Consider the following 25050-nt stretch of genomic DNA (forward strand, 5'->3'; position numbering starts at 1 on the left):
GGTCCTAATTCGTGTGTAAGCGGTTCCAACCAGACCCGTTGAAGGGACCGTTGGACTGGTCAAAGACGAACAGGTTTCGCTGCGGCCACGTGGGCACCGGGCAGACCCCCGATGGGTCCCGGCCCGATGAGGCCTCACGAAAGACCGGTGGCGCCCGGTGCCTTCGGGCCGTCGCGAAACCCAACCCCAGGTGTGAACGTTGAGCTTTGTGGTGCGAGCCGACCGCAGGGCGACCCCCACTTCTTGATCCCGAGCCTGAGAGCTCTGAACAAGACCGGGGCCCCTGCGGTGCGCTGGTACCGCGAACGGCTACTGAGATGGCAGGCCCCAGAGCCTTGGAATTAGGGCGCCGCGCGGGCCGCACAGGCCCACCACCAGCACACCAACGAGGGAGAAGTAGATGGCGGTGTTCTGCGGGATTGACTGGGCCGAGGCCCACCACGACGTCGCCCTGGTCGATACCGACGGGACCTTGCTGGCCAAGCGCCGGATCAGCGACGACGCCAACGGCTACCGGCATCTGCTGGAGCTGCTCGCCGAACACGGCGACAGCGCCGCCACCCCGGTCCCGGTCGCGATCGAGACCGGCCGTGGTCTGCTCGTCGCCGCCCTGCGCACCGGCGACAGGAGGGTGTACGCGATCAACCCGCTGGCCGCCGCCCGCTACCGCGACCGGCACAGCGTCTCCCGGGCCAAGTCCGACCCCGGCGACGCCTTGGTACTGGCCAACATCCTGCGCACCGATATGGCGGCGCACCGGCCCCTGCCCGCCGACAGCGAACAGGTGCGCGCCTTGGCGGTGATGGCCCGCGCCCAACAGGACACGGTCTGGGCACGCCAGCAGCTGGTCAACCAGGTCCGCTCGCTGCTGCGCGACTACTACCCGTCCGCTCTGGAGGCCTTCCAGGGACGCCAGCACGGGCTGGCGCGCTCCGAGGCCAGAGCGGTTCTGGCCGCCGCACCCACCCCGGCGCGAGCCGCACGCCTGTCCCTGGCCCAGCTCAGATCGGCGCTCAAACGCGCCGGCCGCCAACGCGGCATCGAGGAAGAAGCCAAGCGGCTGCGGGGCATCTTCCGCGCCACCTGGGCCCACCAGCCCCAGCGGATCGAGGACGCCATGGGCATCCAGCTCTTGGCGCTGATCCGCCAGCTGGACGCCGCCTGTGCGGCGGCCGACGAGCTCGCCCAGGCGGTGGAGGAGTCTTTTCGCGCGCACCCGGACGCTGAGATCCTGCTCAGCTTCCCCGGCATGGGCGTTCAGCTCGGTGCCCGGGTGCTCGCCGAGATCGGAGACGACCGCGCTCGCTTTGCCGACGCACGCAGCCTGAAGGCCTACGCCGGGTCCGCCCCGATCACCCGCGCCTCTGGGCGGAAACGGTTCGTGGGCAGGCGGTTCATCAAGAACGACCGGCTGATCAGCGCTGGCTTCTTGTGGGCGTTCTCCGCGCTGACCAGGTCCTCTGGAGCCTACGCACACTACCGGCGGCGCCGGGACCGAGGCGACTGGCACGCCCAGGCCCAGCGGCACCTGCTCAACCGGATGCTGGGACAGCTGTTCCACTGCCTGCAAACCGGCCAGGCCTTCGACGAGCAACGCGCGTTCACCTCCGATCTAGCGGTCGCGGCTTGACAACTTGGCCACCTGAGATGTCTTTCGGCCTGCCGGGCGCGCGGCTTTGGGGTCATGAGTTGGAGTTCCAGGGCTGGGCGGCGCCCTCGAAGCGCCGCGCGATGACGGTTGCCGCGACCGAGATCACCGCGATGACCACGGTGACCGCGTTGGCCAACTGGGTGAAGTTCTCCGAGGAGTACTGGTAGGTGAGTACGGCCAGCACCGGCATCGCCGGGGTCGCCAGCAGTACGACCAGGGACAGGTCGCGCACCATCTGGACGAACACCAGCACCCCGCCGGTGAACAGGCCGCGGGCCGTCAGCGGCGCGATGACCGCGCCGATCCTGCGCATCAGCCCGGCCCCCGCCATCACCGCGGACTCCTCGACGTCCCTGGACACCTGGCTCAGGGCCGAGGTGCCCGACCGGACGGAGAACGGGATCGTCGCCGCGATCCCCGCCAGCACGAGGATCGCGAACGTCCCGTACAGGCTCGGGAGCGGGCCGATGGGCGCCCCGAACTGCGCGATGAAGGCCGCGCCCAGCGCGATGCCGGGGATGAGGAAGGGCACGAACGAGGTGACGCTCATGGTCCCCACCAGCCACCTCGGGCCGTTGGAGCGGGTGATGACGTAGGAGATGAGCAGCCCGAGCACACCGGCGCCGACCGCCACGCACACCCCGAGCAGGACGGTGTTCCAGGTGGCCTCCAGGATCTGCGGGTTGTTCAGGACGCCCCGCTGCCCCTGGGCGAGCGCCGGGTCCGAGCCGCCGATCCAGTAGTGCAGGGTCAGCCCGGAGGCGAAGTCGTTCGTGCGCACGGTCAGCGAGCTCAGGACGAGCACGAGGCCGGGCACGACCGTGGTGCACGTGACCAGCAGCCAGGCGAGCCCGGCCACCGGCCACCCCCAGGGGCCCAGGTCCGCGCCCCGGCGGCGGCCGCCCTTGCCGGTGATCGTCGCGAAGCTGCGCCTGCCCCCGGTGATGCGCGTCGAGGCGTACATGATCATCGCGGCGACGATGATGAGCACGATCGAGAGCACGTACCCGCGCGCGACGTCACCGGTGGAGATCGCCCCGTACAGCCGGGTGGAGAGCGTGTGGAACCGCACCGGCAGACCGAGCAGGGCCGGCGAGACGAAGTTGGAGACCCCCTCGGCGAAGGCGAGCAGCGCGCCGGAGATCATCGCCGGGGCCACGACCGGCAGGGCGATGTCCCGGGCCACCCGCAGCGTGGAGGCCCCGGTCATCTCGGCGGCCTCCATGAGGTCGCCGTTGACGCTGGCCAGCGCCGCGGCGACCAGCATGAACGACAGCGAGAAGTAGTGGGCCGTCAGGGTCGCGGCGATCGGTACGGGTCCCCAGGCCAGCCAGTCCGGGACGTCCAGGCCCAGGTTCATCAGGATCCCGGTGGACCCGCCGATCAGGTCGTTGCGAAAGACCGACTCCCACGCCAGCGCCAGGGCGAAGCTCGGCAGGGCGAACGGGATCGTCGCCAGCAGCCCCAGGGTCTTGCGCCCCGGGATGCGGGTCATCACGACCACCCAGGCGAGGAACCCGCCCACCACCGTCGAGCAGACGGCGGTGGCGGTCCCCATGAGGATCGAGTTGCCCATCGGCCTCCACAGGAGGTTCTCCGACATCGGGCTGGCGAACACGTCCGCCCACGCCTCGCGGTTGCCGCTCTGGAGGGTCGTGTTGACCAGCCCGCTGAGCGGCGCCACCACGAGGACGAACAGTACGAGCAGGGTGCCGGCTCCCAGCACCACGGCGGGCTGCCTCAGTGCCGTGCGCGCACGGGCCACCGTGGTGCCGACCGCGGTGCGGCGGGGGGCGGGTGCCGTCGTCATGGTGTCCTTTCGCCGGCGTGGGAGTCGGGGGAGGGGTCTTACAGGGTGAGCAGGAAGTCGGCCACGTCGTCGCGGACCTGGGCGGTCTCCTCGGGATCGATGTCCCAGGCGCCCAGTTCGTCCAGGGGCGCGGCGTCCTCGGGCATCTCCATGTCCGTGCGGACCGGGTAGTCGCCGGGGACGTAGAAGGGCTCGTATCCGGGACCGCCGGTCGCGGAGTCGTCGCCCATGAGGAAGTCGGCGACCAGGCGCGCGGCGGCCGGGCTGTCGGAGCCCTGCACCATGCCGATGTAGGCCGGGAAGGTGATGCCCAGCGACGGCGCGGTCCCCAGGGAGGCCTGGAGCGCCCAGCCCTCCTCCTCGTTGTCCCGGCGGTCGGAGTAGGAGGTGATGCCGACCGGCGGGTCCTCCTGCCCGGTCGCGCCCACGGCCGCGTTGACGTTGTCGGTGTCGTCGACCAGGACCAGGCCGTTGGCGTAGAGGTCCTTGATGAACTGCTGCCCGGCGTTCTCCACGCCCTCGTCGAGTTCGACCTCGGACCCGAAGTGCTCCTGGTGGGCCTGCGCCATCTCGTCGGAGCGCTGGACGATCTCCGCCATGAGGTCGAGGTAGTCGCCGCGCACGCTCGGGTCGACCATGACGACCTTGCCGTTCCACTCCTCCTCGGTCAGCTGCCACAGGTTCTGGACCGGGCTGCCGTCGGGGTGGGCCTCCTCGTTGTACATGAGGATCTTGGTCGAGAGCCGGTTGGCCAGCAGGGGCTGCTGGTACTCCTCGGGCACGGTCTCGGCGACGCGCTGGGGGACGTAGTTCTGGAGGATGCCGCCCGAGACGAGTTCGGTGATGACCACCGGGGCGTCGGAGATGTAGGCGACGTCCGCCGACGGGGTTCCGGCCTGGGCCTCGGACTGGAGGCGGGTGATCTGCTCGGAGGAGGCGATGTCGTGGCCGATGAGGTCGACGCCCGGGTACTCCTCCTCGAAGGCCTCCTCGACGGAGGCGATGCGCGAGGTGAAGGAGTAGACGGTGACCTCCCCCTCCTCCCTGGCCAGCTCGACCAGCTCCTCGTGGGTGGCGTCGTCGAGTTCGTGGGGCTGGGCGGCCTCGCCGGCGTCGGCGGTGTCGGCGGCCTCGGGGGTGCCGCCGCCGCAGGCGGCGAGCGTCACGGCGAGCGGGAGGGCGACGGAGGCGGAGAGCAGTCTCGAAGTGCGCATGACAGGTCCTTTGCGTCGGTTTTCGCGCAGGCGGGAGCGGGGCCGGGGTGGTCCGGCCGTCGCGGGGGATGGGGAGACCGGCGTCAGTCGAACGCGTTGAGCAGGTCGTCCAGGCGGTCGAGGGCGGGCAGGATGGTCTCGGGGTGCCGCTGGGCGACGGTGAGCACGATGGCGTTCGCGATCATCATCGGGACGCTCAGGGAGGAGAAGCCCTCCTGGTGTCCGCGCGGGGCCGAGAGCACGGTGGTCGGAGCCGGATCGAGGGTGTGCAGGGTGTCCGTGACCAGCACGGACCGGGCTCCGACCTCGCAGGCGTGTGCGTACAGCTGTGTGAGGCCTCGCGGAGCGCGGCGGAACGCGAACGACACGACGACGTCGGAGTCCGACATCGCCAGGACGCGTTCGGCGACCTCGCGGCCGGGGCCGACGAGGTTGACCGGGCGCATCCCGAACCGGCGCAGTCGGCTGTCGAGGAGTTCGGCCAGGACCCCGGAGTTGCCGCGCGCGAAGAGGTAGACCACCCGCGCGCCGACGAGGAGGTCGGCCACCTCGTCGATCTGGGCCTGGCTCACGTGCTTGCCGACCGCGGCCAGGGAGTCGAGCTCGGTGGTCAGGAGGGTGTCCAGCACGCTGGCCTGCCCCTGGCCCCGGAGTTCGGCCCGGAACCGGTCGCCCGCGCCGTTGAGGCGTGCCTCGTGGGCCTCGCGCAGGTCCTCGCGCAGCTCCAGGTAGCCCTGGTAGCCCAGCCGCTGGGCCAGCCGGGTGGCGGTGGCGGGGTGGACCCCCGCGCGCTGGGCCACCTCCCCGCCCCGCCACAGGGGGGCCTCGGCGGGGTTGGAGAGCAGTTCGTCGAGGAGGACCCGGTCCGACTTCGTCAGCCGGTCGCGGTACTCGCTCATGCGTTCCTGGAGGTTCACAGCGCCCACGATACAAGCAAGTTTTCTTGCACAGGCTGTTTTTCCTGCAACTTTATTTTCGGTTCATGGGGACTTCACCCTCTCCCCGGAAACCGGCCGGGCGTTTACCCGCGGATCGCCCGGCGGCAAGCCGGGGGTCAGGACGCGTCCCGAAAACCGCAGGTGGGTCCGGTGGTTGCTTCCGGCGGGTGAAGGCGGGCGCGGCGCCGCCCGCCCCTCACCGCGGCCCCGTACCTGTGGCGGGTTCGGAGCGCCGACCCCGGGCGGGGCACGGGCCGGGGCCCACGCTTCGGGACGGCGGCGCTGGTGGTCGGCTCACCTGCCCCGGCCGGGGGCCTCGCCGCCCTCGGCCTCCTCCAGGAAGGCGTCCGTCTCCTTGGCGGTGGGGCAAGTGGCCGGGCCGCGGCGGGTGACGGCCAGGGCGGCGGCCGCGTTGGCCCGGCGGGCGGCCGCGAGCGGGTCCATGCCCTCGGCCACGGCGGCGGTGAACACGCCCACGTGCGCGTCGCCCGCTCCGTTGGTGTCCACGGCGCGCACGGCGAAGCCGGGCACCCGCCGGGGAGCGGTGACCCCGGCCCCGGGCCCGTTCCCGCCCCCGGCCACCACGCAGCCCCGCGCGGAGTCGCGCACGACCACCGCGCCGCCGGGCCGGATCCGGGGGAGCAGGAGAGCGGCGGCCTCCTCGGGGACGGCGCGCCCGGTCACGGTCGCGGCCTCGGCTGCGCTGAGGCTGAGCAGGTCCACGCGGGCCAGGACCCGGTCCAGGGTCGGCCCGGGGAGGTCGCCCACGACCGGAGCCGGGTCCAGGACCAGGCGCACCCCCTCCGGGAGCCCGCCGATCCAGGTGAGCAGGTCGTCGGCGCGCGGTCCGGGCAGCAGCGAGTACCCCACGGTGTAGACGAAGTCCCCCGGTGCGGGCCGGAGGGTGCGCAGCCGGTCCAGGGACAGGTCCATCTCGGCGCCCAGCCGGGTGACGAAGGTGCGTTCGGCGTCGCCGTCCACCAGGGCCACGCAGAAGCCGGTGTCCGCGTCGGGGGAGGGCGCGTGCGCCACCGCCACCCCTTCGGAGCGCAGCGCGGCACGGGCCAGGTCCCCGTGGGGCCCGGTTCCGTGCGCCCCCGCGTAGACCACCTCCATGCCCGCGCGCGCCGCGGCGGCGACGACGTTGAAACCGCCTCCGACCAGGGTCCGGGCGGAGGAGGCGAACACGCCCTCACCGGCCCGGGGGAGGGCGTCGACCGCCATCACGACGTCGATGATCACCGGTCCCACGTGCACAAGGCGTCCGGTCACGGCAGGGGCTCCCCTCGACTGCGCCGACCGTGGCGTCGGCCCCGCGATCATCCCAGCGGCGACCGCGTAGGGGTCCCACCGGGTGGGCCGCTGCCGGGGGAGGGCGGTCCCCGGCAGTCCCCGCCATGTTCGGGAACCCCCGTGAAGAACGCCCGGGGCACCGTGAGCACAGGGGTCACAGGGCCCGCCAGGGCCGCCCGGCGGCCCTGGCGGGCGGCGCGCGGGACCGGCCGACCGTACCTAGGGCTGGGGAACCGGGGGCGGCGGGGTCCAGCGCTGGGCGCGGGGCGCGCGGGAGGGGACGCCGTACTCGTCCTTGAGCCGTTCGGGAATGGCGTACTGCATGACCCTGCCGCGGGTGAGGGAGCTCAGCTCCAGGTGGGTGGTGACGTGGCCGAGGCGGTCCAGGGCCCACGCGCCCAGCGGGGAACGGTCCTCGACGCGTTCGAGGATCCCGAGCAGGGCGGGGGAGGCCCTGACGGCCGTGTCCCAGGCGCTGCGCGGAACCTGGAGCCAGTCGGCGCAGGTGTCGCCGATGAGGTAGCGGACGAGGGCGGCGACCACCGGGTCCAGAAGGGTCCCGGGCACGACCTCCTCGTAGAGGTCGATGAGCTGGCGGGTCAGGTGCGCACCCTCCTCGGAGGGACCCATGTACCGGGTCATGTACAGGTCGGAGAACTCGCGGGCACTGGCCACGTCGGGCGGAGCGTGGTCGGTGCTGACGCCGAGCATGGCGCCGACGATGCGCCAGGCGTAGTAGTAGGACTCCGCGCCCTCGACCGACATGTGCACGCCCAGCCGGTGCAGCGCGTCCAGGACCTGGATGGAGAAGATCATCTGGCCGCCGATCATGTCCTCCTGGCAGATCGGCGTGCCGAGCGCGTCCACGTCCCAGCGGCCCTCCCGGCGCATGTGGTAGCGGATGGAGGCGTGCAGCAGGCGCACCTTCTGGGCCGAGGGGACGAACCGGCCCCCCGCCTCGAAGGCGTCGGGCTGCATCAGGTACACGGTGAACTGCCCGGTCTCGGCCATGCGCCGCGAGGGGTACTCCAGGGCGTGGGTGGCGCTGAGCAGTCTGGCCACGTGCGGGATGACGTAACAGGCGGGCATCGCCGAGAAGGCCAGGGCGGTGGAGATGTGCACGTTGTTGTCGATGAAGAACAGGCGGGCCCTCTCCATCTCGTCCCAGTCGACCCAGGAGGGCGGCGCGGCCGTGGCGTGCAGGTACTCGCGGGCGACGTCGGGCAGTCCGTCGGGCAGGTCCTGTCCGGCGGTGGAGAAGTAGCGCATGAGGGTGTTGAACTTGCCGACCTCCCCGCGTTCGAAGAGCGTCTGCACCGTCGCGTCGGCGAGCTCGTCCCCCATGAGCCGCAGCGCGTCCATGGACTCCGGTGTGTAGGACATGGGATCCCTTCCAGGGGTCAGGAGTGTCGGGCCGCGGCCGAGGCCACCATCTGGGACAGGGCGGCGGCGGCTCCGTCCGGCAGGTCGGCGCGGTCGAGGGCGTCGGTGGCGGCCCGGACGCGCTCGTCGATCATCTCCTCGACGCGCTCGGGCGCCCCGGTGCGCCGCATGATCGACCGCACCCTGGACAGGCCCTCGCCGTCCAGGTCGCGGCGGCCGAGCAGACCGCGCAGCTCCCGGCGCTCGGCCGCGGTGGCGGACGCCCAGGTCTCGGCGAGCAGGACGGTGGGCCGGTTGCCCCGGACGTCGTCCAGGTTCGACTTGCCCGTGAGTTCCGGGTCGCCGAACAGCCCCAGCAGGTCGTCCCGCAGCTGGAAGGCCTCGCCCAGGGGAAGCCCGTAGGCGGTGAAGGCCTCCATCACCGCGCCCGGGGCGCCGGCCAGCGCGCCGCCGATGCGCAGGGGGTGTTCGACGGTGTACTTGGCCGTCTTGTACCGGATCACCTGGAGCGAGCGGTCCGTGTCGGGCGGGGAGCCGGTGCGCAGCACCTCCAGGCACTCCCCGGCTATCAGCTCCCGGGCCATGACCAGCCACAGCTCACGGGCACGGGACAGGTAGGCCGAGGGCAGACCGCAGCACAGGAACAGCTCCGCGGCCCACGACATGAGCAGGTCCCCGGTCAGCAGGGCCAGGGCGCGGCTCCCGGCGTGGGGCCTGGGCCTGCCGGTGAACGCCGCGCGCAGGGCGACGTGGGCGCTCGGCACACCGTGCCGTATCGGGCTCTCGTCGATGAGGTCGTCGTGGACGACGGCCGCGGCGTGCACCAGCTCCATCGCGGCGGCGGCCCTGACCAGCGCGTCGCTGTCCGGCTGCCCGGCCGCGCGCCACCCCCAGTAGCAGAACGACGCGCGCAGGCGCTTGCCCCCGGTCACCGCCACGTCCAGCTGCTCGGCCACCGGCAGCAGGTCGGCGTCGATGGCGACGAGCCGGTCCGTCTCCCGGCGCGCGAACTCCCGGAGTTCGGCGTCCACCCGCGTCCGGAGCAGGACCTGCTCCCCGGTCTCAGCCACCGCTGTGGCCGGGGCGGGAGGCGGCGGCCCGCCGGGCGAGCAGTTCCATGTGGGACTCGGTCGTCGGAGCGTACCGTCGCAGCGCCAGTTCGCCGCGCTGGCGCAGGTCCCGCCGACCGTCCCGGGCCAGCTCGGCCAGGTCCGACCGGCCCAGCAGCGACCGCGCTTCCCGCAGGGCCGCGCCGATCCGGCTGCATGCCAGGTCGGCCACCCCGGCCGCGACCAGCAGCGGCTCGCGTGCCCGGTCGGTGCCCGCGTCATCATCGGTGTGCGCCACGGCGTACACCCCCCTGTTCCCGATCGGCACGGAAATGACCGCGGCCGGAAACGGCGCCGATTACGGCGAATACCGTCCGGGCGGCCGGATGTCCGCCGCGGTTCTCGTGGAGTGATCATCTTCGGCCATCGCAGTTTTTGTCAACGCAATGGTGTGATCTGGTTCGGTTTGGCGAGTGTTGGTGGAAAGGAGCAAGAGGAGCAAACGGACAGGAGTGAATAAAAACCGGCGGCGCCGTACGGATTGTCCGTGTTGTCGCAGGTTGCCGTCGCCATCTTCTTCGGGGTTGGGGCTGGGTCGAACTCCGAAGGCTGGCGGTCCGGAACACCGGAATTCGGCTCGCTCCGGGGTTCTCCTCCCCGAATCTCGGGGAAGCTTCCAGGTCCCGGTGAATCCTGAAGGGGGTTCGCGGTCGGGGGTAGGGAAAACGCGTTCGCCTCAATGTCGGACAAAAGGCGATATGGCCGTCCCGGGTCTCCCCCGGTCGCCGCGGTCCTCCCGAGACGGGGACCTCCGACGTGACCGCCTCCCCCGAACGGCCGACGGGGCCGCGGACACCGGATCCACGACCCCGCCGCGCTCCCCGGCCTCACTCGGTGCGCAGTCCCCCGGGGCTCGTCATCCGCCACAGGCAGGGCAGGCTCGCCAGCGTCACCAGCGCGATCACGCCGAATCCGGCGCCCACCAGCGGGAGGAACCCCAACCAGTCGGTGACCGGGAGGTCGGCCAGCCGCAGCAGGAGGAGCCCGAGCCCGGTCCCGCCCCCGACGGCGATCGCCAGGCCCAGCACCACCGGGATCGCGGTCTGCCACAGCACCGACGCGGCGAGCGTGGAACGGCTGGTCCCGAAGGCGATCAGCACCGGGAGCTGCCGCCTGCGCTCCCGCAGCTGCTCGACCGTGGAGACGACCATGCTCGCCCCGATCACCAGCATGGTGAGGACCGCACCGGCCCGGAGCGCGTCGCCGATGGACGTCAACAGGCTGCCGCCGCTCTCCGAGTGGAGGGCGCGCAGAGAGGTCCCGGGGCTGTCGATCCCGATGTGGTTGCGCACGTGCTCGGCGGCCTCCGGGTCGCTCCCGTCCAGGGTGACGAACACCGTGGACTGGAGGTACTCCAGTTCCCCGACCGGAAGGGCCGACGGGGTGACGAACAGGCCCCGGTACTCCTGCCCGACCAGGTCGTCCGCGGCCCGGGCCTCGCGCACCGGCGGGACGGTCCAGGGACGGGACCCGGCGGCGGAGCCGCCCCCGGGGGCGTTGTCGAGGTCCAGCCGGTCCCCCGGACGCACGGCGGACGCCTCCCCGCCCGCGACGAAGGCGTCGCCGTCGGCGCACGAGGAGAACGTGATCAGCCCGCCCAGGGTCGCGCAGTCGGCGACGACCACCGTCCGCGTCCGCGACGGGTCGTCGGCGCCGGGTGGGGCGTCCGCCAGGGGGAGGTGGGCCAGCAGGAAGGGGGAGGAGGACTCCACGCCCCTGGCGCCGTCGAGGTCGCGGGCGAACTCCGCGGCCTCGGCGCGACTCCCCACCGTGGCCGAGGCGATCATCTCCACCCGGCCGGAGCCCCGGCCGCCGTCGGAGGGGGCCTGGGCCTCGATCGCGGAGAACAGCATCTGGAGCGCGATCGCCCCGGCCACGGCGAGCGTGACTCCGCTGACGGTGCGGGCCGCGATCCCGCTGTTCAGCTGGAGGCGCCGCGTGGCCATCTGCCACGACAGCGGACCGCCGCGCAGTCGGCCCACCACGGCCTCGACCACCCACGGCAGCAGCAGGGTGAACCCCGTCAGGGTCACCGCCACACCGGCGGCGACGGCCCACTCCGTGCCCTCGGAGCCTCCTCCGCGCCCGAGCACGGCCAGGACCGCGCAGCCGACGGCCAGGACCGCCGCGCGCCACCACAGCCGCCGCCCCCGGTCGGCGCCCTCCCGGAAGACGCCCAGCGGACCGACCTCGACCCCGCGCAGCCCCAGGAGCGTCACCAGGACGGCGCCGGCCGGGACGAGCACCACCACGAGGGCGGCGAGCAGCGGCACCGGCGTGAGGTCCGCGGGCAGCACGCCCGGACCCGGGAGCCGCACGTCGTCGGCGAAGGCCCGCGCCGCCAGGAAGAACCCGGCGCCCAGGACCAGGCCCAGGAGCGCGCCGACGAGGGACTCGCCCGCGGCGATCCTGCGGGTCGTGGCCCTGTCCGCGCCCACCAGCCGCAGCGCGGCCAGGCGCTGGTCGCGCCGCTCGGCCCCGAACCGCGTCGCGGCGAGGACGAACGCGGCCACCGGCAGCAGCAGCACCGCGATGATGACGACGACGAGAAGGACGAGGACCGCGGGCATGCCGCCGTCCCGCAGATCCGCGCCGAAGCCCGAGGCGGCGTGCGGCACCGGGGACTGCGAGAGGGTGTCCGTGCCCAGGTAGAAGTAGAGCTCGTGCGGCCCCCGCAGCCCCTCGGCGCCGATCAGGCCGGTGACCGGGGCGCCGTCGAACCGCTCGGCGAGCAGGGCGCCCCCGGGGGACTCCAGGAGATCGCGCAGGGCGGGGGAGACGTGGAGCTCGCCCGCCTCCGGCAGCCGGTCGATCCCCGGCGGGCGCACGTCCGCCCCCGGACCCGCGGGCGCTTCGAGCAGCATGCCCGTGAACATCTCGCCCCGGTACTCCACGACCCGCGGGGCCGCGAGGACCGCGGCGTCGCCGGTCGGCGCACCCCACTCCAGGTACACCGGTGTCCGCGCGTCCATCCGCTCCTGGCCCGCCGCACGCACCGAGGGCGCCGAGGCGGCCAGCAGGAGCACCATCACCCCCAGGCCCACGCCCAGCGCGGTGAGCAGCGTCCCCGTCCAGCCGGTCCACCCGCCGTTCAGGGTGAGCCTGGCGCCCATGGCCAGGTCGCGGTACCACCGGCCGGTCACGTCGCCCCCGTGGGCCCGGTGGCGGAGCCGAGGGCCTGGCCGTCGCGGAAGACGACCTCGCGGTCGGAGTAGGCGGCGACCCGGACGTCGTGGGTGACCAGGACGACCGCGGCCCCGGTGTCGCGGGCCGCGCCCGTGAGCAGCTCCATGGCGCGCTCCCCGTCGAGCGAGTCCAGCGCGGCGGTGGGCTCGTCGGCGAAGAGCAGCCGGGGCTCGGCCACCAGCGCCCGCGCGATGGCCACCCGCTGCCTCTGCCCGCCGGACACCTGGCCGGGGCGCTTGTCGCGGACGTCGTCCACCTCCAGGCGGGCCATCCACTCCCTCGCGCAGGCCTCCGCCCGCCTGCGGGCGACGCCGGTCAGGCGCAGGGCCAGCGCGACGTTCTCCACGCAGGTGAGCTCGGGGACGAGCTGGCCGAACTGGAAGACGAAGCCGAAGTCGCTGCGTCTGAGCCTGCTGCGCTCGGCGTCGGACAGGGCCGTCAGCTCGTGCCCCCCGTAGTGCACGGTGCCGCCGTCGAGGTCGAGGATGCCCGCCAGGCAGTGCAGCAGCGTGGACTTGCCGGATCCGGACGGTCCCATGACGGCGACGACCTCGCCGGAGTCGATGCTGAAGTCCGTCCCGTTCAGCGCGGCGGTCGAACCGAAGTACTTGCGGAGCCTGGTGGCGGTGAGCAGGGTGCCCGTGACCTCCGCGGCGGCGGTGCCGCTCATGCGCGGACCTGCCCGGCGAGCCGGTCCAGGCGGCCGGCGGTCAGCTCCAGCCACCGGATGTCGGCCTCCAGGTGGAACAGGGCGTGGTCGCAGACGAGCTGGTCCGCGAGGTCGCCGCCCCTCTTGCGGCGGGTGAGCTCACGCATCAGGCGCAGGTGCTCGGTCCGCTGGACGTCCAGCAGCCCGGCGGCGTCACGGCCGGTCAGCAGAGCCAGCACGACCTTGGCGTACAGGGTGCTCTGGAGGTAGGGCTCGGGGCTCTCCGGCGTGGAGAGCCAGCGGCCGACGTCGGTGACACCGGCGTCGGTGATGGCGTAGCGCTTGCGCTCGGGGCCGCTGCCCGTCTCCACCCCGTCCACCTCGACCAGGCCGTCCCTGAGCAGGCGCGACATCGTCGAGTAGACCTGTCCGTAGTGCAGCGGCCGGTCGTGTCCGAACCGTTCGTCGAAGAGGCGTTTGAGGTCGTACCCGTGGCGGGGGCCCGATTCGAGCAGACCGAGCAGCGTGTTGCCGATGGACATGGCGGCGACTATACACAATGTGTATAGATGGGTGGAGGATGGTGATGTGTCCCGATCCCGGGCACGGTTCGCCTCTCAGGGGGTCTACTCGGGTGCGGCCGTTCCCGGTGGCCCGGCGGCCGCCGTCCCCGGGCCGTCCTTCGGGGGAGCACAGCCGTGGGGGTGGATGTGGAGCCGGTCTACGCGCCCGGCCTGGATCACGACGCCCCCGACGTCGCCGTGGACCTCGTTGCGGGTTCCCGCCGGCCCCGGAACGGGCTCCCCTGTTTCGGCCGAACAGTGGCGCGGCTTTTCCGGCACCAGGCCCGGCCACCGTTGTGCGGCCTTGTGCCTGAGGATTCTCACGAGCAGATCAGCGGTACCCGTGGCGACTTTGCAGGTGAACAGGCCGGCGGCGATGGTGAGAAGGAACTGTAGGAGTGTCGCGGGGCCGAGTGGGAGTGCGAGTTCGCGGGCATGCTCCGCCAGTTGTAATGGCCCCGGAAAGACGAAGCCAGACTGAGGGGAGCCAGTGTCCTGATCTTCGCTCGCACCTTCCCGCTTATCCGAAAAGCGACCACGACGAGGGTACAGGAAAGGGTCGCGGCGCGCGAGGGTGGCACCGGTCGTGGTGTCGTCGCGGAGGACGGGGCCGCCCGGGGGGCGCGGGGGAGGGGCTGGGGACCGGGCGACGGGGCCGGTCCTCGGGCCCGAACACCCGCCGTTCACCTGGATGTACGTCGCACGGTGCCGGTGGCGTCTCCGAACGTGGCGTGCCGTCCGGGGCGGTCGCGGGGCGCTGCCCGACGCCGCTCCGCGAGGATTTTCGGCGTGGACGGAGTTGCGCCTTGCTTCCCGGGCCGGCGTGCGTAGACATTAGCTGACGTGCGCGGACATTTGTCAGCCACGCCTGGGTCCCGGCTTCGGAACTTTCTCGGGGACAAGTGTGCCGTGAGGCCGGATGAGCCTCGTGGCCGTCCCGAAATCAGGGCCCGAACCAGTCCGGGAGGGATCGCAGGGAAAGCCCGGACGGCCCTAGCCATTCACAACGTATGGGGATAGAACTGGCTGAGAATAATCAGTGTGCCGCGCCAGTGGTCACCGCCTGGTGGCCGACTGTTGGCCGACAACTGGTCCTTTGTTCAGCGATATCTAGAAAGGTTGCTTCCCGCCGGTCCCCCTGGCCGGTTTTGCTCCCCCTCCCCCGCATACCGGAGGCAACTGCATGCCAACGACACATTCACGACGTGCGCGAACGCCGAGTGCTCCGCGGGCACGCCGTTACCCTCGCGCGGCGCTGGCGGCCTCGATGGCCGCGGTCATCGCCGGTTCCCTGACCGCGGTGTCCGCACCGGCCGCGGCGGCGCCCTCGGAGGACTTCGAGGACACCGCCTACCGCGGCGAGGTCGAGGTGGTCCGCACCCCGACCGGAGCCGCCGGCGACGCGGTGCTGACCGGCCAGGTGTTCGTCGACGCCGACCGGGACAGCGCCAGTGACGGCGAGGAGGCCGGCCTGTCCGGCGTCATGGTCACCAACGGCCGCGACGTGGTGCTGAACGACGGCGAGGGCCGTTACGAACTGCCCGCGTTCGACAACATGACGGTGTCCATCACGCAGCCGTCGGGCTACCAGGTGCCGATGGACGAGCACAACATCCCGCAGTTCCACTACAACCACCTGCCCGAGGGGTCGCCGGAACTGCGCTACGGCGGGATCGAGCCGACCGGACCCCTGCCGTCCGCGGTCAACTTCCCGCTGGTGGAGAGCGAGCTGACCGCCACCGACGCGCAGAGCTGCATCATGGCCGGAGACCTGCAGACCTACGACCGGCAGGAGATCGAGTACGCGCGCGACGGCGCCATCGCGGACCTGGCCGCGCGCCACGACTACGCCGGCTGCGGCACGCTGTTCGTCGGCGACGTCGTCGGCGACGACCTGTCGCTCTACCCCGAGATCAAGGACCTGGTCGCCGAGACCAACGGTCCGGCCCGCTTCCTTCCGGGCAACCACGACCTCGACTTCGACGCGCCGAACTCCGAGCACTCCTTCGACACCTACCGCGCGCAGCTGGCTCCGGAGTACTACTCCTACGACGTCGGCAACACGCACGTCATCGCGCTCAACACCGTCGAGTACCCGTGCGTCGCGGCCGAGGACAGCCCCGCGGGCATCGAGGCGCACTGCGCCGACCCGGAGGGCGACCCCTCCTACAACGGCCGCCTCGACGAGGACCAGCTCGCCTGGCTCGAACGCGACCTGGCCAACGTCGACCCCGACAAGCTCGTCGTCGTCGCCAGCCACATCGGCCTGCTCAACTACGCCGACTCCACCTCCCCGGTGCACCAGACCGACCAGGTCCGGCGCGTGCACGAGCTGCTGGAGGGCCGCAACGCCGTGGCGGTGTCCGGCCACAGCCACAGCATCGAGAACCTCAAGACCGGTGACGGCGCCAAGGGCTGGAACGACCTGTTCGGTGTCGAGGGCCTGCCGTTCCCGCACATCACCGCGGGCGCGATCTCGGGTGACTGGTACTCCGGCGCGATCGGCGAGGAGGGCTACCCGACCGCGATCGGCCGCGACGGCGGACGCCCCGGCGTGGTGACGCTGGACGTCCAGGGCAACGAGTTCCAGGAGCGCTACACCGTCACCGGCGAGTCCGACGACGTGCAGACGCAGCTGGGCATCAACAGCCCGACCTACCGCGAGTGGGTCGAGGCGCGCCAGGAGTGGAACGCCGACCCGGTGGGCGAGGCCCCCGAGCTGGAGGAGCCCCTGGTGGTCGACCGCAGGGACCTGGCCCACGGCAGCTGGCTGACGACCAACTTCTTCTTCGGCTCCACCGGCTCGACGGTCGAGGTCAGCATCGACGGCCGACCGGACCAGGAGGCCACCCGCACCCAGCAGATGCGGGGCGAGGCCGTCAACGTCGGCGTCGAGTACTCCGACCCGTACGCGGTCGCGCAGCAGCTCGTCCACGGCGGCAGCCTCGCCGACCGGACGATGCACCTGTGGCGGTTCGACCTGCCCAGGAACCTGCGCACCGGTGAGCACACCGCCGAGGTGACCGCGACCGACGCCTACGGCCGCGAGTTCACCGACGTCCTCGAGTTCGAGGTCGTCGGCCGGAGGTAGCCGCACCTCTCCGCCAGGAGGGCCGCCACCCGCACGGGTGGCGGCCCTCCGCCTTGGCCGCTGCCCCGGCCGGTGACCTTCGGACGGGGCCGGAGCGGCGGACGGGGCGAGCGCGTGCGGACCGCCTGCGGGGAGCGGCCCGATGCGCCGGCAGCCGGGCGCCCGTTCACGCCGGTTGTTCAGCCCCCGTCACGGCGGAAGAGGAAGAGTCCGTATTGTGCTTCGGGGTCCAGCCACCGGGCTCCCAGGCTGAAACCGTGCGCTCCCACCTCGTCGGCCAGCCCCTGCCCGTCGAACTTCACCGAGTAGCCGACGTTGAGGAACCGCCCGCGCGGTACGCGCACGGTCAGTCCCAGACCCGGTACGGGCACCGCCTGGTCGGCCCGGGCGCGAAGGCGTCCCTCCACGGTGGTGGTGTCCGCGTCGTAACACGCCTCCGGGACGAAGTCGTCGAGCACGAACCCGGCGCCGTAGAGGTCGTTCAACCGGGTGAGGTAGTTGAGCCGGAAGTCGGCGAAGGCCGAGTACCCGGCGGGATCGTTGTAGCAGGTCTCCAGGGCCTCGCGGCCCTTGTCCAGGTCGGCGGAGACCAGGAAGGCCTCGCCCGGGCGCAGGGTCCGGGCGATCCCGCCCAGCAGCGCGTCGCGTTCCCCGCGGGTGGCGTTGCCGAAGCTGCTGCCGAGGAAGGCGATCGCGAGCGGCTCACCGGGATGGGTGCGCAGCCAGTCCAGACCTGCTTCGTAGCGTCCCCACAGGCCCGTGACCTCCAGGCGGTCCAGCTCCGCGCACAACGCTGCGCCGCTGGACTCCAGCATGCCCCGGTCGACGTCGATCGGCAGGTAAGTGGTCCCGCGCAGGCGCAGACAGCTCTCCAGCAGCAGCCGTGTCTTCTTCGCGCTTCCGCTGCCCAGCTCCGCGATCCGCCCGCAGGCGAGCAGTCCGGCGATCTCCGCGGAGTGGCGCTCCAACAGGTCGCGTTCCACACGGGTCAGGTAGTACGTGGGCAGCTCGGTGATCCGCTCGAACAGTGCGGAGCCGACCGCGTCGTAGCCGAGCCAGGGCGGCAGCCGGGGCGGCGACTGCTGGAGGCAGTCGCGCACCACGGTGTCGTCCGGCACCGCGTCGCCCCTGTCGGCGAGCGGAAGCACACGGGCCCGCACCGCTGGTCCAGGTGTTCTCATGGTTCCCTCACGTCCGTCCCGTCGCGGAAGCTCGACTCGCCGCGACCCCACCGCCGCAGGAGGTACTCCTCCAGCCGGGTGGCCAGGAGAGTGCTGGCGCGGATGCCGAACACGATGTCGGGGGCCAGCTCGGGTTCGGTGTCCAGCAGCGGCGCGATCACCTCGCGCCGCAGGAGCTGCTCGTGCACCGCGTCGGCCTCGACGTGCTCGGCGTAGAACCGGATGGCGGCCGGGCCGCAGCCCAGCCTCCGCATGGCCTTGACCAGCCGGTCCGAGCCGGGGGAGGAGGTGAGCTCGACGGTGGCGAACTGTCCGATCAGCGCTCCGCGCAACCCGCGGTGCAGACCGCACAGCGACATGAAGTTGACCTCGGCGAGCATCTCGGCGGGGGCGGAGTCGAGGTAGGCGCCGTAGTCCGTGCACAGACCCAGCTCGGCCATCATGTCGGCGAAGAGCGTGGAGTGCGTCCGCTCGGGGTCTCCCGCGCCGTACTCGTCGTGCTGCACGGTCACCAGGGCGGCCTTGGCGGGGCCGTGCAGGCGAGGGATGACGAAGCTCTGCGGGTCGGCCTCCTTCAGGTGGTAGAGCGAGCGGTGGGCGACGTACTCGCGCAGCTGCCACAGCTGCCCGTGGCGGCGCAGGTGGTGGGAGGCGCCGAACGCGTCGACGTGCTCGACCAGGAACGCGCCGATCTCGCTCCCGACGTCCGCGCCGGGGGCCACCTCGCCCCTGAGCGCGCCGAGGAAGGCCCCCTCCAGTTCGGCGCGCAACGTCAGCAGCGCCGGGTCCCACTCGCGGTCGGCGTCGACTCCCCCGAACCCGCGGTAGTGGAGTTCGTAGCAGCAGTAGAGGGCGAGCTGGAGGTCCTCACCGTAGGGCGGGGACCCGTCCACCGCGGGGAACCCGGTCCGGCCCCCGCGCAGCGCGTCCAGAACCGCCTCGGAGAGCGGACCCCGGGGGGCGGGCAGCGTCGGCGCCTCCGGCGTCGTCATGGTCATGGGCCGTACTCCTTCCCCTCGTCACCGCGTACGCGCCGACGGTGGCTGGTGTCGCAGAACGGGCGGCGCCTGCTGCGGCCGCACACGCACAGCGCGGTGACCGCCCGGTCGCTGCGCACGCGCGTTCCGTCGGGCGTCTCCACGTCGACCGGGCCGTAGACGAGGACCGGACCGTCGTCGGTGACGACGACCCGGCGACGGTCCTCAGCCACGGCACGCCTCGATGACCACGAGTTCCTCCTCCATCTGGTCGGGGCCGAGCAGTCCGCGGGCGCGCAGCGCCGCGGCACGCGCGCGCAGCACCGGACCGAACGGGATGCGGGCCCTGGCGAGGACCTCGGGCACCAGCCCGGCCTTCTCGAGCCGGTCCAACGTGGCCTGCTCGTCGGCGAGCTCGGACTGCACGAGCAGGAGCGCGCCGTCCTCGCTGAGCACCGAGGGCGCCCCCGCGCAGATGCGGTCCAGCAGGATCCGCCCGTCCGGCCCCGCGTCCCAGCACCTGGCCATCCGGTGGCGGGGCGGCCGCCGACCGGGAGCGGGCATGTAGGGCGGGTTGGCGAGCACGAGGTCGAAGCGGTGCGGGGCCACGGGAGCGAACAGGTCGCCGCGCCGCACCGTCGCCGGGACCCCGTGCAGTCGGCTGTTGAGCCAGCTCGCCAGTACCGAGCGTCGCGACAGGTCGATCGAGGTGAGGCTGGCCGCACCGGCGCGGAAGGCCTCGATGCCCAGCGCCCCGGTGCCCGAACCGACGTCGAGGACTGAGCGCCCGGCGACCCGGCCGCGCTGGCGCAGCACGGTACGGAGCAGGGAGGTGTCCTCCTGAGCTGGGTAAACACCCGGTGGCCTCATCAGCAGCATGGGGCAACCACTACCCGGTCCCGAACCCTCCAACCGCCGCGCGGGTCCTGCGCGTGATGGCCGGTGACCGTGGGTGACGGATTGCCGGGCGGGGCGTTCGCCGGGTGAGCCCGGGCCGGGGAGGAGCTTTGCGGACTTCGAGCGGTACGTCGACGCGTGGGGCGACCGAACCGGTGCGGTGCGGCCTGGGGGCGCGCGTCGGGGCGGCGGTGGACGCGTCGGGCCGCGGAGGGTACGAGCCGCCCCGTGCCCGACACGGAAAACGGGGAGACTACCGGCTGCCGGTGCGCCAGGATCTGAGCATGGAGATGTCCGACGTCACTCGTGCGATGGCGGCCGCGACCTCGGTCGCCGCGTCGCTCGGCCTGCCGGTCAGCGGCGCGACCGTGCTCCACAACTCGAACAAGCTGGCGCTGCGGCTGACACCGTGCGACGTCTTCGCCCGGGTCGCCCCCGTGGGGCAGGAGGTCGCGGCGTTCGAGGTGGAACTGGCTCAGCGCCTCGTCGCGGTGGGGGCCCCGGTGTGTCCCCTGGAGCCCCGGGCGGACCCGCGCGTGTACACGCGCGACGGCTTCACGGTGACGCTGTGGACCTACCATGAGCCCGTGGCACCCCGCGTCCCACCGGACGACTGCGCCAAGGCGCTGGAACTGCTGCACGCCGGCATGCGCCGGGTCGACGTGCCGAGCCCGCGGTTCACGGACCGGATCGCCCAGGCGCAGGACATCGTCGCCGACCCGGACCGCTCGCCGGAGCTGGCCGACGCCGACCGCGCCTTCCTCAGCGGCAGGCTGGCGGACCTGCGACGGACGATCGGGGAGCGCGGCGCCGTGGAGCAGCTGCTCCACGGCGAGCCGCATCCGGGCAACGTGCTCAGCACGCGGAACGGCCCGTTGTTCATCGACCTGGAGACGTGCTGCCGCGGTCCCGTCGAGTTCGACCTCGCCCATGTGCCCGAGGAGGTCTGCGAGCACTACCCGAACATCGACCAGGAGTTGCTGGACGAGTGCCGACAGCTCGTCCTCGCGATGGTCGCGGCGTGGCGCTGGGACCGCGGCGACGAGTTCCCGAACGGGAGGCGATTCGGAGAGGAACTCCTGCGCGCGCTGCGCGACGGCCCTCCCTGGCCGACACTGGACACGATGAACAGGCGGCTGGGCGGCCTGGAGAAGCCGCCGAAGTCCACGTGAGAACGGCGTGGCTCGGAGGTCCTTCAACCAGGGGCAGGGATCCCGGTCGACTCCGTCCTGAGCGGTGGGTTCGTCATCTGTTCCGTCAGATCACGGGCGACGGGCGTGCCCACCAGGGCCTCCTGGTTCGAGGTCCTCGCGCACCCCGTCTGGACCGGGGCTGTGTGGCGCACCCGGCAGGATTCGAACCCGCGACCATCGGAGGGGAAGTACGGCGCTTTCATGCCTCTACGCGCAACACGGTGGAGGGCTGCCACCAACACCCCGAGGAGGTTGTCGTACCTGTGTCGTGTACACCGTTGCTCTCCGCCTACCGCCAGGGCGAGGTAGAACGTGGCGTCCTGCTCGAGAGAACCAAGGCGGGCACCGTGTGAAGGACGTTCTGATGGCACTCGAAGCACTGACCGGCTGCGATCCGGACCGGCGAGACCTCGCCGCCGAGGTGCTCGGAGATTTCCTGCGCGGCGCCATGCTCGACACGGCCGCCGCCTGCCTGGTCGTTGGCCGGCTGATCAACCTGGCCGTTGTCGAATCCGTGGTCAAAGTCCGTGAGTCCGCCCTGAACGCGGTCAGCGAAGCCTTCGACCACTACAGCCTGCCTCTGGGCCTTGTCGAACCGCTGGCCTCAGTCGCGAGGACGCTGGAACCCGGACTCCTCGAATACGTCCTGCACATCCTCGGCGCCACACAGGACCCGCGAGCACGGTCGCTGATCGAGCCCTTCCTTCACCACCCCGCCCCGAACGTGCGCGAGGAAGCCCGCCTCGCATATGCGGAGGTCGCCATGTCCACAGCCCTTGGCCACGACTCTCCGTAGAGCGGACACCCCATATCCGCTTGAGCCCCAGTTCGTCGAAGCCGCGCCGGAGTAGGAGTTCGACCTCGCTGACCTGGAGGAGGTGCGTAGGCGGGTGGCGATGGCGGTGGACGTGCGCACCGAACCCCCCACCGTTGAGGCGTGGTTGGAGGGCAAGCCCGATCTGGCCGCGGGAACCCGGGCCTCCTACGCCGGGCACATCCGCACCTATCTCGTCCCGTACCTGGGCCGGCTCCGGGTGGACAAGCTCCAGGCCCGCCACGTCGAGACCATGTTCAACCTCATTGAGGAGACCAACGCCCGCATCCTGGAGTGCCGCGAGTCCGACGACCTCCAGGTGCGGGCCTCGGTCAGGGGGAGAAGGGTGATCTCCCTGTCCACCAAGCACCGGATCCGCGCCACCTTGCGCAGCGCGTTGTCCGAAGCGGTCAGGCGTCCGGATCTGCCGGTGTCGGTGAACATCGCCTTGCACGTACGCCTGCCCTCGTGTCCGAGGAAACGCCCGTTGGTGTGGACACCAGAGCAGACCCGCGCTTTCCTGGTGCACGCGAGGAAGTGCCCGTGGCTGTATCCGATGTTCCACCTGATCGCGGTCAAGGGCCTGCGGCGAGGAGAAGCGGTCGGCTTGCCCTGGTCCAACACGAGGTTGACGGACGGGCAGATCGACATCCGCGTCCAGGTCGTGCAACTCGCGTGGGAGACGATCACCTCCACCCCCAAGAGCGCGGCCGGGCAGCGCACCATCACCCTGGACGCCGACACCATCAAGGTGTTGCGGGCCTGGAGGAGCTTCCAGAACGAGGCCCGTCTCAAGGCCGGAGCGGCATGGACGGACAGCGGTCTGGCCTTCACCAAGGAGAACGGTTCGGGGTGGCATCCGAGGCAGGTCAGTGATTGGTTCCTGCGCATCGCCAGGGCTGCCGGGTTGCCACCGATCACGTTGCATGGACTCCGCCACGGGGCCGCCTCGTTGGCGTTGGCGGCAGGGACGGACGTGAAGATCGTGTCCAGCGAGTTGGGGCACGCGACCACCCACTTCACCCAGGACACCTACCAGTCGGTGTTCCCGGACGTGGCCAAAGCGGCGGCCGAAGCCACCGCAGCGCTGCTACGCGGCCCGGCTCCGGTGAGGGCCGGGTAGCCGAACTGGCGAGCACACCCCGAGCCACACGGCGTCACCAACCCCAGGCCAGTGCACGGGTTCACCCTAACTGGCCTGGGGTTTCCTCGCGCTCAGGGCCGATAGTCGATCGGATCAAAGGTCCCCTGGTCGAGATGATTCTCAGTTTCCTAGGTTAATTTAATGATGAAATATTTTCCATTCTTCAATTGGCTATGGATTCTAATATTGGGGCTTACTTGGGCCACACTAGCCTTGCGAAAGACGAAATTGTATCCGCACAAGAGGCCTTTATTGAATTATCTGGGTTATCTTTTACTGCCTCGGAAACTATCTTCTTTGCAAGATCGATCAGGTCGTTTCCGTGGAGGGCTATTCCGAGCGACTGGGCCGCGCTCTCCAAATTTTCTGACCATTTTTTTGATCGGTTTTTGAAGTGCGATTCTAGAAAGCTCCTTTGGAACTCTTGGGAGAGCTTTTCAAGGTACACGGAGGGTTCGATGAGATCCTCAAGCTCGGAGTTCCTCTTTTCTGGGTCGCCGATCATAAATATACTATTCGGGTTCAGTAGGGAATCTTTCCTGATAAGGTCGGTTTCTTGGCGGCCTGCCTGATCATTGTCGAGGGCTACGATTATCCGACAGATTGTTGATTTTTCTCGCGCGATCAGGCTTCTTAGCTTTCCTGTTCCCTTTGTTGCCTTGAATGCTACCCTTCCTGATTGGATTTCTGTTTTGCTCTTGGGGTTCACGGATTGCATCAGAATCGGCAAGACGGATGCGTCGGTTATCCCCTCTACGAGTACGACAGTTTCTGCTGACTCCAGATTATCGTGGAGTTGCACGCCAATAGCGCTCCGGATGTTCCCTACGGAGCGTGCTGGACTGGCAGTGTTTTCGATCACAAGGATATTTGACTCTATCCTGTCCCTGTTTACAAAGATCGGGTTATGTGTAGCAAGGATCACCTGCTGTGATTGTGAGAGGTCTTGGAACAGGGCTTGTAGCTCATGTACGGCAGATGAGTGCAGGTGAGCTTCTGGTTCGTCTACTGCAAGAATAAAACTGTGGCTTTTGGAACGCTCACGAGCCAGCTCTTGGATCAGAGCTAGAGTTATAAGGCTCTTCACGCCGTCTCCTTTGTTGGAAATCGACGTGCTGGATCCATCATTAATAAGCAAGTCCTCAACGGAGTTGCTTCGTTCGAAATCGGTGGTGGTTATTTTGATGTCTTTGACTGACGGCAAGTATCGCTTTACGGACTTTACTAGGCTATCTCCGACTTTGTCTACGGCGCTTTGTCGAAGTTCATTGAGCTTGCGTGTCAGCTCCTGATACTCTTCTGAGTTTGCCAGCTCGCGTATCCTCAGGCGTGCAAGATCGCCAACAAGATCACGCGCTTGGTTTACTGTCCGAACTGCAGGAATGTAGACAAAGCTGAGGCGTTCGGAGATGAAGTTTGCGATCTCGGTTGCTTTGGCGCGGTGCTTTACAGATCCAGGCCCCTGTTTGACAACGCCAAAAGAAGCAGAGTCGCGGCCAAGAGTTATCTCAATGGGAAGCTCCCCATTGTTGGAGATTCCTGTGGCGGAGTTAAAATCTCTTACCTCGTTTTCGTCAAGCTCAAATTTTAGGCGAATTACCGTCGGGTGCGTACCTCGTCTCTCTTGTTTTGCTAGCGGGTAGTCGTCTGCCCAGATGTATCCGTGTGTTATTTCGCTCTTTCTTGATATGGGCGCCCTGCTTCCTCGCAGGAGGGCAACTGCGTCTCTGCCTGTTAATTCGGTTTGGTTTGACAGTCGGTCGGGAAGATTACTCCATCGTCCAATCAAATTCATTCCAAGGCCGAGGGCTCTTAGGAGATTTGATTTTCCTTCGTTGTTGGGTCCAACTAGAGTTGTCAGATCTTCGACGGAAAACCTTGTTTGAGTCCCAATTGATCGGTAGTTTTTAACTGTTACTTCTGCGAGCTTCATTTTTTCCTCTCTTGGTTCGATATA

Annotated in this window: 19 protein-coding genes and 1 pseudogene; 5 read left to right on the forward strand and 15 right to left on the reverse strand. The window is 70.1% G+C overall.

Annotation, left to right across the window (positions count from 1 at the left end; translation table 11 throughout):
* The first annotated feature begins 400 nt into the window (after positions 1-400).
* A complete protein-coding gene (locus G011_RS0127195) occupies positions 401-1630 on the forward strand; it encodes an IS110 family transposase (protein WP_019611153.1) in 1230 nt (409 codons plus the stop codon).
* 52 nt (positions 1631-1682) lie between these two features.
* On the opposite strand, the gene G011_RS0127200 is transcribed toward G011_RS0127195, so the two are convergent.
* The 10 genes from G011_RS0127200 to G011_RS0127245 form a co-directional block, all read right to left on the reverse strand.
* A complete protein-coding gene (locus G011_RS0127200; protein ID WP_019611226.1) occupies positions 1683-3461 on the reverse strand; it encodes an iron ABC transporter permease in 1779 nt (592 codons plus the stop codon).
* A gap of 38 nt (positions 3462-3499) precedes the next feature.
* Positions 3500-4675, reverse strand: coding sequence for an extracellular solute-binding protein (locus tag G011_RS0127205; protein WP_019611227.1), 1176 nt, complete (start codon positions 4673-4675; stop codon positions 3500-3502).
* A gap of 83 nt (positions 4676-4758) precedes the next feature.
* Positions 4759-5592: a MurR/RpiR family transcriptional regulator gene (locus tag G011_RS0127210; RefSeq protein WP_231391607.1), complete on the reverse strand. Its 834-nt coding sequence runs from the start codon at positions 5590-5592 to the stop codon at positions 4759-4761.
* Positions 5593-5907: 315 nt separating this feature from the next.
* A complete protein-coding gene (locus G011_RS0127215) occupies positions 5908-6885 on the reverse strand; it encodes a PfkB family carbohydrate kinase (RefSeq protein WP_026338709.1) in 978 nt (325 codons plus the stop codon).
* 240 nt (positions 6886-7125) lie between these two features.
* Positions 7126-8289: an oxygenase MpaB family protein gene (locus tag G011_RS0127220; RefSeq protein ID WP_019611230.1), complete on the reverse strand. Its 1164-nt coding sequence runs from the start codon at positions 8287-8289 to the stop codon at positions 7126-7128.
* Positions 8290-8306: 17 nt separating this feature from the next.
* Positions 8307-9359, reverse strand: coding sequence for a polyprenyl synthetase family protein (locus G011_RS0127225; RefSeq protein WP_026338710.1), 1053 nt, complete (start codon positions 9357-9359; stop codon positions 8307-8309).
* Positions 9352-9636, reverse strand: a complete 285-nt coding sequence (locus tag G011_RS0127230) for a hypothetical protein (RefSeq protein ID WP_036553201.1) — start codon at positions 9634-9636, stop codon at positions 9352-9354. The genes G011_RS0127225 and G011_RS0127230 overlap by 8 nt, the downstream gene beginning before the upstream one ends.
* Positions 9637-10225: 589 nt before the next feature.
* Positions 10226-12541: an FtsX-like permease family protein gene (locus G011_RS0127235; RefSeq protein ID WP_019611233.1), complete on the reverse strand. Its 2316-nt coding sequence runs from the start codon at positions 12539-12541 to the stop codon at positions 10226-10228.
* The gene (locus G011_RS0127240) at positions 12538-13254 is read right to left on the reverse strand and encodes an ABC transporter ATP-binding protein (RefSeq protein WP_019611234.1); all 717 of its coding nucleotides are present in this window, start codon (positions 13252-13254) and stop codon (positions 12538-12540) included. The genes G011_RS0127235 and G011_RS0127240 overlap by 4 nt, the downstream gene beginning before the upstream one ends.
* Positions 13251-13775, reverse strand: coding sequence for a PadR family transcriptional regulator (locus G011_RS0127245; protein ID WP_013154480.1), 525 nt, complete (start codon positions 13773-13775; stop codon positions 13251-13253). Before G011_RS0127245 ends, G011_RS0127240 begins: the two co-directional genes overlap by 4 nt.
* Before the next feature lie 1288 nt (positions 13776-15063).
* Here G011_RS0127245 and G011_RS0127250 point away from each other — a divergent pair.
* A complete protein-coding gene (locus G011_RS0127250; protein ID WP_019611235.1) occupies positions 15064-16887 on the forward strand; it encodes a calcineurin-like phosphoesterase family protein in 1824 nt (607 codons plus the stop codon).
* Positions 16888-17066: 179 nt separating this feature from the next.
* Here G011_RS0127250 and G011_RS0127255 read toward each other — a convergent pair whose 3' ends face one another.
* From G011_RS0127255 to G011_RS0127270, 4 genes are read right to left on the reverse strand one after another with little or no spacing between them, the layout of a single operon-like run.
* The gene (locus G011_RS0127255; RefSeq protein WP_026338711.1) at positions 17067-18068 is read right to left on the reverse strand and encodes an L-histidine N(alpha)-methyltransferase; all 1002 of its coding nucleotides are present in this window, start codon (positions 18066-18068) and stop codon (positions 17067-17069) included.
* On the reverse strand, positions 18065-19066 hold the full coding sequence (locus G011_RS0127260; RefSeq protein WP_019611237.1) for an iron-containing redox enzyme family protein: 1002 nt from the start codon (positions 19064-19066) through the stop codon (positions 18065-18067). The genes G011_RS0127255 and G011_RS0127260 overlap by 4 nt, the downstream gene beginning before the upstream one ends.
* Entirely contained in the window at positions 19063-19278 is a 216-nt protein-coding gene (locus G011_RS0127265) for a CDGSH iron-sulfur domain-containing protein (RefSeq protein ID WP_013154476.1), read from the reverse strand. The genes G011_RS0127260 and G011_RS0127265 overlap by 4 nt, the downstream gene beginning before the upstream one ends.
* Positions 19271-19915 (reverse strand): HemK2/MTQ2 family protein methyltransferase, encoded by a 645-nt coding sequence (locus tag G011_RS0127270; RefSeq protein ID WP_026338712.1) that lies wholly within the window; start codon positions 19913-19915, stop codon positions 19271-19273. Before G011_RS0127270 ends, G011_RS0127265 begins: the two co-directional genes overlap by 8 nt.
* Positions 19916-20226: 311 nt before the next feature.
* Between G011_RS0127270 and G011_RS0127275 the strand changes: the two genes are divergently transcribed.
* The 3 genes and pseudogenes from G011_RS0127275 to G011_RS30355 all read left to right on the forward strand — a co-directional run.
* The gene (locus G011_RS0127275) at positions 20227-21114 is read left to right on the forward strand and encodes an aminoglycoside phosphotransferase family protein (RefSeq protein ID WP_196808546.1); all 888 of its coding nucleotides are present in this window, start codon (positions 20227-20229) and stop codon (positions 21112-21114) included.
* A gap of 385 nt (positions 21115-21499) precedes the next feature.
* Positions 21500-21931, forward strand: coding sequence for a hypothetical protein (locus tag G011_RS0127280; RefSeq protein ID WP_019611240.1), 432 nt, complete (start codon positions 21500-21502; stop codon positions 21929-21931).
* A 64-nt stretch (positions 21932-21995) separates the two neighbouring features.
* Positions 21996-23072 (forward strand): annotated as a pseudogene (locus tag G011_RS30355) (tyrosine-type recombinase/integrase); the annotation flags it as partial.
* A 214-nt stretch (positions 23073-23286) separates the two neighbouring features.
* On the opposite strand, the gene G011_RS31470 reads toward G011_RS30355, so the two are convergent.
* Positions 23287-25026 carry an ATP-dependent endonuclease gene (locus G011_RS31470; protein WP_155979851.1) on the reverse strand — a complete coding sequence of 580 codons (1740 nt, stop codon included), beginning with the start codon at positions 25024-25026 and terminating at the stop codon, positions 23287-23289.
* Positions 25027-25050: the final 24 nt, after the last annotated feature.

This window comes from Nocardiopsis sp. CNS-639 (genome assembly GCF_000381685.1).
GTDB lineage: Bacteria > Actinomycetota > Actinomycetes > Streptosporangiales > Streptosporangiaceae > Nocardiopsis > Nocardiopsis dassonvillei.